Annotated in this window: 13 protein-coding genes and 1 pseudogene; 6 read left to right on the forward strand and 8 right to left on the reverse strand. The window is 67.8% G+C overall.

All coding sequences use genetic code 11. From position 1 onward, the window contains the following. The 5 genes from nthB to FB382_RS15745 are packed head-to-tail and all read left to right on the forward strand — an operon-like array spanning position 1 to position 2,698. Positions 1-699: a nitrile hydratase subunit beta gene (gene nthB, locus FB382_RS15725; RefSeq protein WP_343055682.1), complete on the forward strand. Its 699-nt coding sequence runs from the start codon at positions 1-3 to the stop codon at positions 697-699. Beyond that, positions 696-1,295, forward strand: a complete 600-nt coding sequence (nthA, locus tag FB382_RS15730; RefSeq protein ID WP_182540659.1) for a nitrile hydratase subunit alpha — start codon at positions 696-698, stop codon at positions 1,293-1,295. Before nthB ends, nthA begins: the two co-directional genes overlap by 4 nt. Continuing rightward, the gene (locus tag FB382_RS15735) at positions 1,292-1,732 is read left to right on the forward strand and encodes a nitrile hydratase accessory protein (protein ID WP_182540661.1); all 441 of its coding nucleotides are present in this window, start codon (positions 1,292-1,294) and stop codon (positions 1,730-1,732) included. Before nthA ends, FB382_RS15735 begins: the two co-directional genes overlap by 4 nt. Continuing rightward, on the forward strand, positions 1,729-1,935 hold the full coding sequence (locus FB382_RS22315) for a CbtB domain-containing protein (protein ID WP_220481377.1): 207 nt from the start codon (positions 1,729-1,731) through the stop codon (positions 1,933-1,935). The genes FB382_RS15735 and FB382_RS22315 overlap by 4 nt, the downstream gene beginning before the upstream one ends. Before the next feature lies 1 nt (position 1,936). After that, positions 1,937-2,698 (forward strand): CbtA family protein, encoded by a 762-nt coding sequence (locus FB382_RS15745; RefSeq protein WP_182540663.1) that lies wholly within the window; start codon positions 1,937-1,939, stop codon positions 2,696-2,698. A 57-nt stretch (positions 2,699-2,755) separates the two neighbouring features. Here the strand turns inward: FB382_RS15745 and FB382_RS15750 are convergent, their stop codons facing one another. The 6 genes from FB382_RS15750 to FB382_RS15775 all read right to left on the reverse strand — a co-directional run bounded on the left by FB382_RS15750 (position 2,756) and on the right by FB382_RS15775 (position 11,739). Continuing rightward, the gene (locus tag FB382_RS15750) at positions 2,756-5,527 is read right to left on the reverse strand and encodes a branched-chain amino acid ABC transporter permease/ATP-binding protein (RefSeq protein WP_182540666.1); all 2,772 of its coding nucleotides are present in this window, start codon (positions 5,525-5,527) and stop codon (positions 2,756-2,758) included. 68 nt (positions 5,528-5,595) lie between these two features. Beyond that, on the reverse strand, positions 5,596-6,333 hold the full coding sequence (locus FB382_RS15755; protein ID WP_182540668.1) for an ABC transporter ATP-binding protein: 738 nt from the start codon (positions 6,331-6,333) through the stop codon (positions 5,596-5,598). Positions 6,334-6,338: 5 nt separating this feature from the next. Next, the gene (locus FB382_RS15760; protein WP_182540670.1) at positions 6,339-7,580 is read right to left on the reverse strand and encodes an ABC transporter substrate-binding protein; all 1,242 of its coding nucleotides are present in this window, start codon (positions 7,578-7,580) and stop codon (positions 6,339-6,341) included. A gap of 474 nt (positions 7,581-8,054) precedes the next feature. After that, positions 8,055-9,116, reverse strand: a complete 1,062-nt coding sequence (locus FB382_RS15765; RefSeq protein WP_182540672.1) for an ABC transporter permease — start codon at positions 9,114-9,116, stop codon at positions 8,055-8,057. Continuing rightward, entirely contained in the window at positions 9,113-10,639 is a 1,527-nt protein-coding gene (locus tag FB382_RS15770) for an ATP-binding cassette domain-containing protein (protein WP_182541567.1), read from the reverse strand. Before FB382_RS15770 ends, FB382_RS15765 begins: the two co-directional genes overlap by 4 nt. 23 nt (positions 10,640-10,662) lie before the next feature. Then, complete coding sequence (locus tag FB382_RS15775; protein ID WP_182540674.1) at positions 10,663-11,739, reverse strand: substrate-binding domain-containing protein; 1,077 nt, start codon at positions 11,737-11,739, stop codon at positions 10,663-10,665. 790 nt (positions 11,740-12,529) lie between these two features. Here FB382_RS15775 and FB382_RS15780 point away from each other — a divergent pair. Then, a pseudogene (locus tag FB382_RS15780) lies at positions 12,530-13,502 on the forward strand (IS481 family transposase). Positions 13,503-13,764: 262 nt separating this feature from the next. Here the strand turns inward: FB382_RS15780 and FB382_RS15785 are convergent. Together FB382_RS15785 and FB382_RS15790 are read right to left on the reverse strand one after the other, a co-directional pair. Next, entirely contained in the window at positions 13,765-13,911 is a 147-nt protein-coding gene (locus FB382_RS15785) for a hypothetical protein (protein ID WP_182540676.1), read from the reverse strand. A gap of 81 nt (positions 13,912-13,992) precedes the next feature. After that, the gene (locus FB382_RS15790) at positions 13,993-15,138 is read right to left on the reverse strand and encodes an acyl-CoA dehydrogenase family protein (protein WP_182540678.1); all 1,146 of its coding nucleotides are present in this window, start codon (positions 15,136-15,138) and stop codon (positions 13,993-13,995) included. Positions 15,139-15,291 lie beyond the last annotated feature (153 nt).

Raw genomic sequence — 15,291 nt, forward strand, 5'->3', positions numbered from 1 at the left:
GTGCATGACCTGGGTGGCATGGACGGCTTCGGGGCTATCGACGCGCCCCTTACCGAGCCGCCCTTCGATGCTGAGTGGGAAAAGGCGATCGCAGCGATGCAGCTGGCGTGCTTTCGAGGGGGGTGGTTCGGTATCGACTCCTTCCGGCACGGCATCGAGCTGATGGATCCCGTCACCTACCTGACTACCTCCTACTACGAGCACTGGCTGCACTCGATCGAGCACCACGGCATCAGCCATGGCCACATCGACCCGGAGGAGCTCGACCGTCGTACGCAGCACTACCTCGCCCATCCCGAGGACCCGCTACCCGAGCACGCGGCGAGCCCCGAGCTCTTGGAGTTCGTCGACGCTGTGGTGACTTACGGCGGTTCGGCGCAGAGGCCTACGGACACAGCGCAACGCTTTGAAGTCGGCGACGTCGTTCGCGTGCGGGACGCGTCCCCGCAAGGCCACACACGACTGGCCAGGTACGTCAGGGGCAAGGTAGGCACGGTCATCGCCTACCGGGGCTCGTTCGTCTTCCCCGACGCAGCTGGCAACGATCGTGGCGAGGATCCACAGCACCTCTACACGATCCAGATCGACGGGGGCGAACTGTGGGGGAACGAGCATGCCGAGCCCCGCACGTCATCGACCTTCGACGCCTGGGAGCCCTACCTCGACGTCGTCCACCAACACGAAGGGGCACCCAGATGAGCATTGAAAATCGCGGGAAGAAAGAGGTCGCCGCGCGCGTCAAGGCGCTGGAGTCGATGATGATCGAGAAGGGGCTGCTCACTACCGACATGGTGGACAGGTTCGTCGAGATCTATGAGAACGAAGTGGGTCCGCAGCTCGGCGCCAAGGTCGTCGCTAAGGCGTGGATGGACCCCGAGTTCAAGGCACGGCTCCTCGAGGACGCCACCGCTGCGTGCCGGGAGCTCGAGATCGGGGGGATGCAGGGCGAGGACATGGTGGTGCTCGAGGTGACCGATGAGGTGCACCACGCGGTCGTCTGCACATTGTGTTCCTGCTATCCCTGGCCCGTGCTGGGCACACCGCCCAACTGGTACAAGGAGCCGCAGTACCGCTCGCGCATGGTTCGCGAGCCGCGAAAGGTACTGGCGGACGAGTTCTCCTTCCCGATTCCCGACACGACCGAAATCCGAGTGTGGGATTCGAGCTCAGAGATTCGCTACTGGGTGCTGCCCCAGCGTCCCGGTGGCACGGACGGTTGGACCGAGGATCAGCTCGCCGAGCTCGTGACTCGGGACTCCATGATCGGCGTCGGCCCGACGAAGGCAGCCTCATGACTGCGGGCTTCGGGTCTCCAAGCACCACCCTCGAACAGCGAGACGAGGTCGAATCGCTGATCAGCGACCTCGGCTTCCACCCGGAGGAGCTGGTCTTCGACGAACCCTGGGAGCTGCGCGCCTTCGCGCTGGCAGTTGCCGCCCACACGAGCGGTCGGTACGCCTGGCCGGAGTTCCAGCAAGCGCTCGCCTCCTCGATCAAAGCTTGGGAGGACTCGGTCGAAGATCTCGCCGACCCGTCGTGGTCCTACTTCGAGCACTGGGTCAACGCTCTGCAGCAGGTGCTCGAGCACGCCGGCCAGGTGGATTCCGGGACCCTGCACTCCAGGACCCAGGTCGTACTGGACGCTCCCGCGAATCGCAACCACCACGAACCGCACTACGAGCCAGTAGCCGTAGATCCGGCGCTGACCAACCGAACAGGAGCAAGAGCGTGAATGCAGGTAACCAGCAGGCCTCCATCGGCTCCGAAGCTGTGACCGTCGTGCCGACCTGGGTGTGGGCTCTGGCGGCGATCGCCGTACTCCTCGTCGTCTTGCTCACCCAGGAGAACGGCACGCTTCTGTCCGCGAGCGCAGCGAACTTCCTCCACGAAGTCACCCACGACGGACGGCACGCCTTCGGCGTGCCATGCCACTGACATGAAGCAGCCGTGGGCCACACGCTTGGGGCGGGGTGCTCTCGCCGGTCTGGCCGGGGGTGTCAGCGCGGTCGCGATCCTGTGGGGGTTCGTCGAACCGGCGCTCGAAAGGGCGATCGCCCTCGAGGACGTCGGCGCTGGCGGACACGCCCATACCGAAGGGGCGGGCGTCACCCGACTTCAGCAGCAGATCGGCGGGACCCTCACCGTGGTCATCGTCCCCGTGCTCCTGGGCCTGGCGTTTGCGGTGGTCTACGCGAGTAGTCGACACCGCCTGTCAGGCACGAGCGAGGTCACACGCTCGGTCTCGCTCGGAGGCCTTGCGTTCTTCGCGCTTGCGCTCATCCCGGCGATCTTGGTGCCGGCCAACCCTCCCGGTGTGGGTGACCCGGGAACCGTGAACACGCGGACGTTGACCTACCTGCTCGCCATCCTGCTGGGCGTGAGCGTGGTGGGCGCCGCTTTCGCCATCCATGCCCGATTGCAGGAGCGCACTGCGTCGACAGTCATGGTGAGGCTTCAGACGGTTCTGGTGTCGGCGGGCCTGACCGCGGGGATACTTCTTCTCGCGCCGCGCGTGAGGGAGCAGGCACCTGCGCTTGTCCCGTCGGACCTGCTGTGGCAGTTCCGTGCTGCGTCGCTTCTGCAGCTCGCCGTGATGTGGCTGGCGATGGGTCTGGTCCTCGGGCTCCTCGAGAGGCGCGCAGACCGGAGTTCGCGTGCACGTGTTCGTGAGAGCTCCGCTCGGCAGTCGGCAGTATGAGGTGACGCAGTCGTCCGCGCGATCGACGACCTTTGTGGTCTCGGTCTGCCGCGGTTCTCATGGAGCGGTCGTCGCCCGCGCGGCCGACATCCCGACTGCCGGGATGGACTCGTTCTCCTCGCCCAGGTAAGCCTTGCGAACCGCGGGGTCGTTGCGGATCTCGGCCGGGGTGCCTTCGGCGATCTTGTGGCCGAAGTCGAGCACCACGACCCGGTCGGCGTTGTCGAGCACCAGCGCGACGTCGTGCTCGATGAGCAGCACGCCCATGCCCCACTCGTCGGCGAGCCGGCGGATCAGGCGACCTAGCTCGGCGCTCTCGGTCTCGTCCAGCCCGGCGGCCGGCTCGTCGAGCAGCAGCACCGAGGGGTTGCTGGCGACGGCCCGGGCGATCGCGACCAGCCGGCGCTCACCATAGGAGAGGTCCTCGGCCCGACGGTCCAGCAGCGGCTCCAGCTGGAGCTCCTCCACCGCGGCAACCACGGTCGCCGGCAGCGGCGGGTACCCCGGCCAAACGAGGTCGGTGACGTACGCAGCCAGGTCGCGCGGGTCGGCGGCGGCGAGCAGGTTCTCGCGGACCGTGAGGTCGTCGAAGAGCTCGAGGGACTGGAAAGAGCGCGACAGGCCGGACCGGGAGCGAAGGTACGGCGCCCAGCGGGTGATGTCCTTGCCGTCCCAGCCGATCGAACCAGCGGTGAGCCTATTGTTCCCGCTCACGCAGTCGATCAGCGTGGTTTTGCCGGCGCCGTTGGGCCCGAGCAGCCCGACAACCTCGCCGGGCCCGACCTCCAGGTCGACGCCCTCGAGAGCGGTGAACCCGCCGAAGCGCTGGGTGAGTCCCTTCACCACGAGCCGGCGCGGCTGGACCGTCGTACGCACCGTCTTCGGCAGCGGCTGCCAAGCGGCCGGGCGTAGCCCTGGGATCCGCGCGCGGAGAGGTCGCGTCCACGCATCGAACCGCTCCGAGATGCCGTTCTGGTTGAGGATCAGCACCACGAGGAGCAGAACCCCGGTGATCAGCGGCAGGTACTGCTGCCAGCTCGCGGCGTCCTCCACCGCTGCGTTGGTGGCCTCGCTTGAGGCCGTCAGCGTGATCACTCCACCCGAGGCGAGCAGCGAGCCGACCATGGGGCCGGCGATGTAGCCGGCGCTGCCGATTACCGTGAGCACAAGCACGCTGATCGAGGAGCCGGCCGAAAACACTGCCTGGTAGAGGACCGCGGGGTTGGAGAAGGCGAGGAGCACTCCGCCGAGTCCGGCGATCGCGGCCGAGAGGGTGAACCCGTAGAGCTTGGCTTCGAAGACGTTGACGCCGATCGCGGCGGCTGCGCGCTCGTTGGTGCGTACGGCCAGTAGACGGCGGCCGCTGCGTCCCCGGCGGATGTTGGCGACCCCGAGAGCGGTCACGATCAGCGCCACGAGGCACAGCAGCGCGTAGTTGCGCGCGTGGGTGATCGGGTCGATCGGGATGCCGAGCAGGGTGAGGTCGTGGGGAAGGACCCGCGCGGGCTCGGTGTAGGTGCTGTTGGAGAAGACCAGCTGGGAGACGGCGAATCCGAGCCCGAAGGTGATCACGGCGAGGTTGACACCGCGGGTGCGCAGGGCCGGTAGCCCGAAGAGGAAGCCGACCGCCATCGCGACGAGGACACCGGCGGCCAGGGCGGGCTCGAACCGCCACCCGCTGCCTGCGGCCAGCTTGGCCGCGGTGAAGGCGCCGATGCCGGCCAGGGCGAACTGCGCGAGGGAGAGCTGGCCGGTGTAGCCGGTCAGGACCACGATGGAAAGCCCGACGATCGCGAAGGTTGCGCTGATGATGACCGGGACGTACCAGTCCTTGGAGGCGCCGAGACCGACCCAGAGAAGCGCGAGGGCGATCGTGCCGATGACGGCCACCGGGCGGGTGCGTCCGGTGCCGACTCGCGGGAGCCGGTCGCTGATGCTGCCGCGCAGGGGCAGTCCCCGGCCGCGCAGCACCAGCACGATGATGATCACCAGGAACGGCAGCGAGTCAGGGATGCCCGGGCGGTGGGTCGCCTCGAGGTGGACATTGGTCCAGTGACCGGCCAGCGACTGGGCGACGCCGATGAAGAGGCCTCCGGCCAGCGCGAGCGGGTAGGACTTGAAGCCGCCTAGGAGCGCCGTGGCCAGGGCACCGATGATCAGGATGCTGAACGTGATGGGCGACAGGAACCCCGACGTGGTCGCCGGCATCATGGCGCCAGCGACGGCGGCCAGGCCCCCACCGACGCCCCAGGTGACGCTGGCGAGAAGGTCGGGCGACCAGCCCAGGGCGCCGGCGCCGCGGGGGTTCTCCGCAGCCGCCGAGATCGCGTAGCCGAACCGGGTGCGCACGCTGGTCACCGTGAGCAGCAGCGCAAACAGCGCCGCGATGCCGACCAGCCAGAACGCGTAGCGCCCGACGGTGATGTCACCGGGCAGGGTGACCGCCTCGGTCGGCACCGGTGAGACGGAGACGATCTGCTTGGCGGTGTATTCCAGCACCACGGCCTGGGTGAGCACAGTCAGGATGCCAAGGGTCGCGATGACCCGTGCCAGCGGGCTGGCGCCGCGCAGCGGTCGCATCACCAGGTGGTGGCTCAACACCCCCAGCAGCGCACAGATCAGGACCGACGCGACCAGGGAGAAGGCGAGCCCGTGGCCCTGTTGGGTCTGGAACCGATAGACGAGGTAGGCGCCGACCAGCGCGAAGCCCGACTGCGCAAAGTTGATGACGCCCGAGCCGCGGTAGATGACCACGAGGCCGAGACCGAGCAGCGCGTAGATGCCGCCGGTGCCGAGTCCGAGGACGGCGTAGCGGACGAGGTCAGTCATGGATTCTCGGATTCTTCACAGGTTGTCCCGGCGAGCCGGGCGAAGCGACGGAGGAGGTGGCGAGGAAGTCACGAGGCCCCGCTGATGTAGTGCGCGGCAATCCCCTCGGGGTCGTCGCGCAGGTCGGCGGCCTCACCGGACATCACCACCCGGCCGCGGCGCATCACCTGCACCCGGTCGGCGACTGCGAGCGCTTGACGGACGTGCTGTTCCACCAGAACGACAGCGACGCCGTCGTCGGCGGCCAGGCGCACGGCGGCCAGAAGGCGCTCGACGACGAGCGGCGCCAGCCCGAGGGACAGCTCGTCGGCGAGCAGCACGCGAGGCTGGCCGGCCAGTACCCGGCCCAGGGCCAGCATCTGCTGCTGCCCACCGGACAGCAGGCCGACCTTCTTGGTCAGGTGCTCCTCGAGCTCCGGGAAGAACTCGAGCGCCACCTCCGGGCGGCCCCGCCCGAGCTTGAGGTTCTGCCACCCGGTGAGCTGCATGAAGACGCAGCGCTCTTCGGTGAGGAACCCCAGCCCGCGGCGGGCGCGCTGGTGCAGCGACCGGCGCCGCCCGTCGCCGTGGAAGGAGACGGTGCCGGCGATGGGCGACACCTCGCCGGCCAGCGCCAGCAACGTCGTGGACTTGCCCGCGCCGTTCGCACCCAGGAGGGCGACGATCTCGCCCGCCCGGACGTCGAGATCGAACTCGTGGACGGCAGGCGTCCCGCCATACCCGGCGGTCAACCCGCGGGCCTCGATGACGAACTCGCCCGCCCGGGACGGCGTCTCCGCCGTCCCGGGGGTCACTGTCTGGGTCATGCTGGCTACGAGGCTGGGGCGAGTGCGCCCCGGAGGTCGACGAGCTCGTCACCCTCGCGGACCAGCTTTCCGCCCTCGACCTTGATGTACATCGCCATGTAGTTGAAGACACGGTTCAGACCAGCGGCCGGGAACTCCGTCGCGAAGCTGAACGGCGGCGTGAAGCCCCCGGTGTCGACCGCCGTGGTGGCGTCGAGCGTCCCCTTGACGCCGGCCGCGCTGAAGTCCTCGGTCTTCTCCAGCAGTGTCGCAAAGGTGCGGTAGGCGACCCAGGTGTTCTGCATGACCGTGCCGCTCCAGCCCCCATTGGGGTCGTCGGCCAGGTCGCCGACCACCTTCTTGGCGTCATCCCAGATCGGGTCATCGGCCGGGGGGAAGCTCGACAGGGTCACCGTGCCCTCGACCGCGTCGCCGCCGTTATCCGTGACGAAGCTCGTGAGCGCGCCCGGCACCATGTAGTAGCGGGTCTTGGCTCCCAGGGACTTTGCCGCTGCGGCGATGCCGACGAACGCCTGCGGCGGGGTACTGATGACGGCGCAGTCGTAGTCGACCGTCTCCTGCGCGATGCTGCTGAAGTCGGTGGTGGTGGGCGGAATCTTGATAACGTGCGACGCCTCGGCACCTGCGTTGGCCAGACCGACGTCGACGAGCTGGGAGATCTCGCCTGCCGAGGGCAGGTCGTAGCCGACCGCCGCGACCGTTTTGCAGCCGTCGCCCGCGGCCCTGGCGCCGAGCTGAGCCAGGCCGAGCACGCCCCCCGTGAGCATGAAGCTGTTCTCGCTCGAGAGCTCGGCGGCAGAGAGCCCCGCAGGTCCGAACCACGGGATCCCGGCCTTCTCGAGGATCGGCAGCATCACGTCGCCGTTGGTGGTGAAGCCGCCCACGACCGCGGCCACGTCCTCGTCGACGGCCTGGCGGGCGCACGCCGCCGCCTTGTTGGGGTCGGCGCCATCGTTGCAGGTGATCAGCTTCAGCTCGTGGCCATTGAGGCCGCCGTGGTTGTTGATGTCAACGACCGCGCCCTGGGCGATGTCGAGGACCGCCTTCGCGTTGAGCGTGTCGGTGTCGTAGACGGACCACGTCATCACGGTCACCGGGTCGCCCGTGAACTCGATGTCGGAGCTCTGCGTGGGACCCTCGGAGCTGTCGTCGGAGTCGTCACTTCCCCCGCAGGCCGCGAGGCCGAGCAGCAGGGTCGCAGCGCTCACCGCGGCGAGCCCCCGGGCGCGGAACCGCGTGGTCGTCATCGGTTCCCTCCCCCCAGCACGGCGCTCTGCAGCCAGGCCGTCTCCCAAGCCGATGTGGTGGCGGCCACCCCGCCGACCAGAACGTGCCCCATTCGACGTTTCGTCGATGCGCGACGCGTGTTAGCCGCAAACTCACGTTGAGTCGGGCTGGGGACTGGCGACCCCTCGTACGCCGTCGCGGTGGCGGTGCTGCCTCCGCGGGCGATTACTGCTTCGGTCATTGAGTTCTCTCTCCCCTGAACTGGGTGGTCCGAGTCCACATGTGAATGCAATTCCTCACAGAGGGTAATTGAGTTCTCACTCCGTGACTAGCAGAATCTTCGAATATGCGAGGCGCAAGGCCATCGCTCGCTGGATGGGAGGCATGCGGCCGCGTGTGGGATAGAGGCGAGCACACTCTCCGCCATCTCCTGCGCTGAGTCGTCACGTCATCGGGCGACGAGGACCTTGTCCTCGTCGCTCGGCGTGATGGGACTACCGACCCGCCCGACGACGGGCGATCGAGGTGGACAGCGCGACGGCGACGATCAGCGCCGCGCCGTTGAAGGTGGGTTGGACCCAGTCGGCGGTTCCGGCCAGCACCAGTCCGTTGACGCTGACCGCCACGAACAGGACACCGAGCAGCGTGCCGAGCACGTTGAACGTGCCAGGCTTGATGGCGGTTGCACCCAGGAAGGCCGCTGACAGGGCAGCCAATGTGTAGCCCGGGCCCACGGAGGGGTTCGCTGTCCCGGCGCGCGCGAGAAGGAGCACCCCCGCCACCCCCGAAAGACCTCCGGAGAGCACGAAGCTGGAGAGGACGTACCGATCGACTCGGAGCCCCACCAGCCGCGCCGACCCCGGGCTCACACCCACAGCCGTCAGCTGTCGCCCGTAGGGCGTCTGAGTCAGCAGATACCACACGCCCACGGCAATCACGGCCAGTGTGTAGACCGTTCGCGGCAGGCCGAGCCAGGTGCCCGACCCCAGTGCCGTGATGCTCTCCGGTATGCCGATGCTGATCACCAGGTTGGCGGTGTACAGCGAGACGAGGCCCGAGACCAGCGTCGCCGTACCGAGTGTCGCGACGAGCGCATTGACTCCCAGCCGTGCGACGAGCACGCCGTTGAACAGCCCGACGCCGCATCCGGAGAAGATGCCGAGCGCGACGGCGAGAACAACCGGCACGTCGTGCTCGGCCGCGGCACTCGCCGCCACGATCGACGACAGGCCCGCGATGGCGCCGACGGACAGGTCGAACTGACCGCACGTCAGCGGCAGGATCGAGGCCAGGGCGATGATCGCAACGACGGGCTCGTTGCCCAGGATGTTGCGGATGTTGGCAGCGCTCGGGAAGGTGTCGCTGGTGGGCTGGTAGACGCTGAAGAACACGCACATCAGCGCGAACAGGAACACCAGGGCGTACTTCTCGAGAAGGGAGAGGAGCTGGGCCCGCCACGTGGGCGCGGGCGCATCTTGAGCCGGACGGCCAGCTGCCCCCGGCGAGGAGGCCGGACGTGATGGAGCAGCGGCCGCCTCGGTGGATTCGATCATCATGCGGGGACCTCCGTGGTCAGGTAGGACAGCTCGGTGAGCCGATCGGCAGTGATATCGGGAGCGAGCAACTCGGCCACGAGACGGCCCTCCCGGAGGACCAAGACGCGATCCGCGACGTGGGCCATCTCCTCGAAGTCCGAGGTCACCAAGAGTACGGCGGTGCCGTGGTCGGCTGCGGCGCGTACGTGTGCGTAGATGTCGGCACGAGCGCCGACGTCGACGCCCTGGGTGGGTTCGTCGAGGAGCAGGACCGCCGGATCACGGCGCAGCCACCTGGCCAGCACGACCTTCTGCTGGTTGCCACCCGACAGGGTGCCGGCCGCCGGGGCGTCGCTGTCAGGCTTGACGCCGTAGGCCGCGATCAGCGCTCTGGCATCGGTGCGTTCGGCCTTGTGGCGAAGCCTCCCGCCGCGCCAGTAGGACCGGACCACCGATGCGGAGAGGTTCTCCCGCACCGATAGGCTGGGGAACAGACCGTCCGCTCCGCGATCTTCCGGAACCAGCGCCAGACCAGCTTTCATGGCCTGCCGGGGGCTCCGCACCCTCAGCGCCCGACCCGCGAGGGTGACAGCACCGCTGGTGACAGGTAGGTCGCCGAACAGTGCGTGGAGCAGCTCGCTGCGTCCGGACCCGAGCAGTCCCGCGACGCCGAGCACCTCCCCCCGGTGCAGGTCGAGGTCGACCCCTCGAAGGGGCCCGACCGCTAGGCCGCGGACCGACATTGCGACGTCAGTCGCGACCTGCTTGCGCTGCTCGGGGAAGACCCTGTCTAGCGGCCGTCCCACGATCATCTCGACAAGCCCCACCTCAGTGAGACCCTCCACGTCACGTGAGCCGGCGACCTGTCCGTCACGGAGCACGGTCACGCGGTCCGCAAGGTCGATCACCTCGTCGAGGCGGTGGGTCACGTAGACGATCGTCTGCCCGGCCTCGGCATAGCGGCGCAGGGCCGCGAGCAGCACGTCCACCTCCCAAGCGGGTAGTGAAGCAGTCGGCTCGTCCAGAACGAGAACGCCATCGTGGGCACCTTCGCGATCCTGCAAAGCACGCGCGATCGCGATCATGACGCGATCGGCAGGTCTCAGGGCCGCCACCAGCGTGTCGGGCGCTGCGTGGATGTGGAAGCGCTCGAGGACCTCGAGGGTGCGCCGACGCATCGAGGCACGGTCGATCCGGCCCCCGCTCGAGGTGGGGAAGCCTCGTCCGATGGCGATGTTCTCGGCCACGGTCAACCCAGGAAAGACCGCCGGATCCTGGTGGACGAAGTGAAGCCCGCGCCGTCTCGCCTCCTCGGCCGACCAGCGTTCCGCCGGCGTCGACACACCCCCGACCGTGATGGTGCCACCGGGATCTGCCCGGTGCACGCCCGCCAGGAGCTTGATGAGTGTCGACTTGCCGGACCCGTTGCCGCCGAGGAGGGCGTGGACCTCGCCGCGCCCCACCTCGACCGACGCGCTGGACAGGACCGTGGTGGCGCCGAACGTCTTGCTGAGGTGGGAGACGTGCAGGACGGTGTCCTGCACGCCTCCCTGGCCACCGACAGTGGTCAAGACAGACCCCAGATGCGGAGGTAGTTCGCCTCGTAGTCCTGAAGTGGCTTCCCATCGGCACCGATGTTGCCGTCGTAGAACGTCGTCTCGGTCGGCATCGAGGGCGAGGACGCGTCGAGGGTCTGGTTGCCGATGCCGGCGTCGACCTGCGGTTCGCCCTGGAGAAGACGGTTCATGCCGTCGATGGCGGCCCATCCGACCCATCGCGCAGGGGCCCCAGCGATCATGTCCTGGCCCTTGCCCGCGCTGACCGCGGCGAGGTTGGCGGAGAGCCCCTCGTTTCCGGTGACGAGGAGGTCGGCGTCCCGACCCGAGGCGGTCACTGCCTGAGAGATCCCCAGGGTGAGCGCGGCGTCGTAGGGGCTGTACACGACGTTGGCGTCCGGATTCTGGGTGAGCGCCGCCTCGGCCTTGGCTTGGAGCTTGCCGGTCGCCAGGTCGGCAAGGGTGTAGGGCACCTTTGCCACGATCTCGCACCCGCCACAAGCCTCGATGCGCTGGTTGAAGCCCCGGTACAGGTGCTGGGTGACGAGCAGCTCGTCCTCGGTGAACTGGATGATCTTCGCCGCACCCTCGGTCTCGGCGATCACGTAGTCCGCCACGGACTTGGCCTGGACGTTCTCAACGCGCTGCATCCAGGTCTGACCATCTTCGAAAAGCAGCTCGGCATCGAAGAGCGGCTGGCCGCCCTCACCCAGCAACGGGTCGTCACAGTCAAAGGAGTAGAACGCGAAGATGGGGATACCCGCCGTCTTGGCCTCCTCCAGCGCGCCCTTGGCTGCGATGCAGTCGATAACGTCGAGGATGATGCCGTCAGCCTTGTCGGCGATGGCGGTGCGGATGCCCTGGGCGTAGACGTCCGGGGTGCCCTTGCCGTCAAAGACGGTCACGTCCCAGCCGATCGCCTCGCCGGCCTCCTTGGCGCCCGCAGCAGGTGCTGCGCAGCCCTCGCCAGCCTCAAGACACGAGATGACCCAGATGTTCTGATCGGCGAGCGGCTTTGGGCTGCTGTCGGGTAGAGCGCGGTCAGTTCCCTGGCGATTCCGTTCCAGCGCAGCCTTGGCCTCCTTCACCACATTGCTGTCAGTGGCGCCAACGCCTGAGGTGGCGCTTCCCTCCGAGCTGCCGCAGGCGGCAAGAAGAGCCAGACACGCCGCGGCAGACACCGCCGCAAGTCGTGATCGAGAAGCCCGGGGCCCGCCAGCACTTCTGGCAGTTCTGAGAGTCATGGTGCTCCTTAGTTCTCGGCCTCAGCCCGTCCCTGTGAAGCGGGCCACTTGCCGGTTTCGATGGTGGGACGAGCACGCTCAGGCCGGATACAGGAAGAGCGCAAACTTCTTCGGCGGACCCCTGCGGAATCCCAGAGGGCCCTGGTGGCGGCGACCGCCGCGGAGGGCTACACGTCCTGCCGAGATCGCTCAACCGTCGCCGTGGCCAGCCCGTCGCCGACAGGCACGTTCGGCACGAGGAGCTGTCGCGCGACTTCGTGCTGTCCGCCCTCGGCTGCAATCGCGTCGAGGCCGCCCAGCGTCGAGTCGTGGCTTCGTCGCGCTCGACCTTCTCTCCCTGGCACTGCGAGACGGAGACGAGATCTACCCCGGCACACGGCTCCCAGGCAGGACACCTTCGGCGAGGGTCTGGATCGAGGAGGGGGGCGCGCCCGCGGCACGGACGTGCAGAGGAAGGGAACGCGGGTCCGTCCCGGCCTAGCTGTGATGCCCAGAGACGTTGGTCGAGATCGTGCGACGAGACGATCTGAGGACGTAGACGGGTGAAGACCTCCCGGTGTGGAGTGGAGCTACCTAGGAACCGCTCCACGACCAGGAGGCCTTCGGGTCCCACGCTACCCGTTGCAACGCTGCCCTGACCCCGCGCGCCCGGCTCAGGCTCGCGCATCTGATCGTCGATGCCGGTTGGCCGCCGGCGCGGGCCGCCGAGCGGTACGACGTGTCATGGAGGACCGCGAAGAAGTGGGCCGACCGCTACGAGGCCGAGGGCCCGGATGGGATGTTTGACCGCTCCTCGCGTCCACATCACCAGCCGAACCGCACCCCGGCTCCGGTGGTCCGCAAGACCGTGCACCTGCGCTGGAAGCAGCGACTCGGTCCGGTCGAGAATGGCGACCGACTCGGGATGCCGTCCTCGACGGTTCACGCGGTCCTGGTCCGCTGCCGGCTCAACCGACTCACCCACATCGACCGCGCGACCGGCGAGCCGATCCGCCGCTACGAGCACGAGCACCCCGGCGACCTGATCCACGTCGATGTCAAGAAGCTCGGCAAGGTCCCCGACGGCGGCTGCTGGCGCTACGTCGGCCGACAACAAGGCCTGAGGAACCGGGCCGCCACGCCGGACAAGCCACGCAGCCAACACCGCAACCCGCTGATCGGGACCTGCTAGCTGCACACCGTCATCGACGACCACTCCCGGGTCGCCTACGTCGAAGCCCGCGACGACGAGACCAAAGAGACCGCGGCCGCCGTGCTGCGCAACGCGGTCGCCTGGTTCGCCGTCCGTGGCGTCACCGTCCGGCGCTTTCTGTCCGACAACGGCAGCGGCTACAGCTCCAACCTCTGGCGCCAGACATGCACCGACCTGAACATCACCCCGAAGAAGACCCGGCCCTACCGCCCGCAGACCAACGGGAAGATCGAGCGCTTCCACCGCACCCTGGCCGGAGGACTGGGCATTCAAGACGTTCTACAACTCCGAGTCAGCCCGACTCGCCGCTCTGACAGCATGGGTCCACGAGTACAACCACCACCGGCCCCACTCGGCAATCGGGAAGGCCGCCCTCCTCACCAGGTTGGACACCCTATCTGGGCATCACACCTAGCTCGGCCTGTGGTCGCCAGCCCTTCGCGAAGCGGCCACCGCTGCACATTGCAGGCATGACTGATCGTCGCGAGGGTTGAAGGTCATGTCCCAGAAGATCGACCACTCGATAGCGACAAGACCGCAGAGGGTGCGAGCTTGACCGGCGCGGCGAGCATGATGCGGCCCGTAGGGACGCCACAGAAGTTCGGCTCCAGACCTGACTGTCACCCGGTGGCGAGCGGTGACGAGCATCATTTCAGCAGGCTTTCTAGGGGTCCAGGTCACGATGATCGACCCTTGCGCGCGATGATCTGCTCGATGGCGGCGCGCAGCACACTGAGCAGGTCGCCGACCACTCCGAACCCATCCTCGAACCTACGGTCGGCCGTGGCGTCCGGCACGTGCATCACGCAGACGTCTGGGTTCACGCTCGCTCTCCTTGCTGCTGATTCATCCGTCCGAGCGTGACCGCCGCAACGGGCGACGACCTCCGCAGCGGTGCGGTGCACTTAGAAGCCGAGGTCTCGGCCGATGAGCTCCTTCATGATCTCGTTCGATCCCGCCCAGATCTTGGTCACACGGGCGTCGCGCCAGGCACGTGCTACCCGGTACTCGTTCATGTAGCCGTAGCCGCCGTACAGTTGGACGCAGTGGTCCAGCACCTCGGACTGCGTCTGGGCGGCCCACCACTTCACCTTGGCGGCATCGATGGCGCTGAGCTCACCGCACGTGTGGGCCAGCACGCACTTGTCGACGAACGCCTCGGCCACCTCGATCTGCGTGACAAGCTCGGCGAGCAGGAACTTGTTGTGCTGGAAGCTGCCGATCTGTTGCCCGAAGGCAGTCCTGTCCTTGGCGTATTCGATCGTCTCCAGCAGGATCTGCTTGGCGTGCGCCACGTTGCTGATTGCGGAGCCCAGACGCTCTTGAGGGAGCCACTGCATCATGTGGATGAAGCCGTGGTCGAGCTCGCCGATGAGTTCTGCGTCCGTCACTCGGACGTTGTCGAAGAAGAGCTCGGCGGTGTCGGACTCATCCTGTCCCACCTTGTCGAGCTTTCGGCCCCTCGAGAAGCCCTCGAGCGTCGTCTCGACGGCGAAGAGAGAGATGCCGCGAGCCTTCTTCTCCGGGCTCGTCTTCACGGCTACCAGGACCAGGTCAGCGGAGTAGCCGTTGGTGATGAACGTCTTGGAGCCGTTGATCACCCACTCGTCACCGTCGCGCACCGCCGTCGTCTTCAGCGCCGCGAGGTCCGAGCCTCCGCCGGGCTCAGTCATGCCGATCGCGCAGAGGATCTCCCCCGAGGCGATGCCCGGCAGCCAACGCTGCCTCTGCTCCTCGGTTGCCAGCTCCACGAAGTACGGGACAACCGTGTCTGAGTGGATACCCCAGCAGCTGTTCAGCGCGGCGTTGACCTTGGAGGTCTCCTCTCCCAGGACCGCTGCGAAGCGGAAGTCCTCGGCCTCGCTGCCGCCGTACTCCTCGGGGATACCGAGGCCGAGCAGGCCCTGCTCGCCGGCGGCCAACCACACCTCGCGTGGGAACGCCTTGTTCTCGGCGTAGGACTCGAGGTTGGGGATGACCATGCGCTCCATGAACTCGCGCACGGACTTGCGAAATGCCTCGTGGTCACTGTCGTAGATGTCGCGCTTCACGCGGGGACTACCCTTCTCGTCGGGGGGGGGTGATGTGTGTCGGGTGGCCGGCGGTGCCGGCCGGACCTGCTGGCGCCGAGCTCCCTGGTGGAGCAGTGGGCGCGTGGCCACTCAAGCCTCTTCTGCCGGGTACGCGCCGTCGACGGGCAAAAC

Source organism: Nocardioides ginsengisegetis (assembly GCF_014138045.1).
Classification (GTDB): Bacteria; Actinomycetota; Actinomycetes; order Propionibacteriales; family Nocardioidaceae; genus Nocardioides; species Nocardioides ginsengisegetis.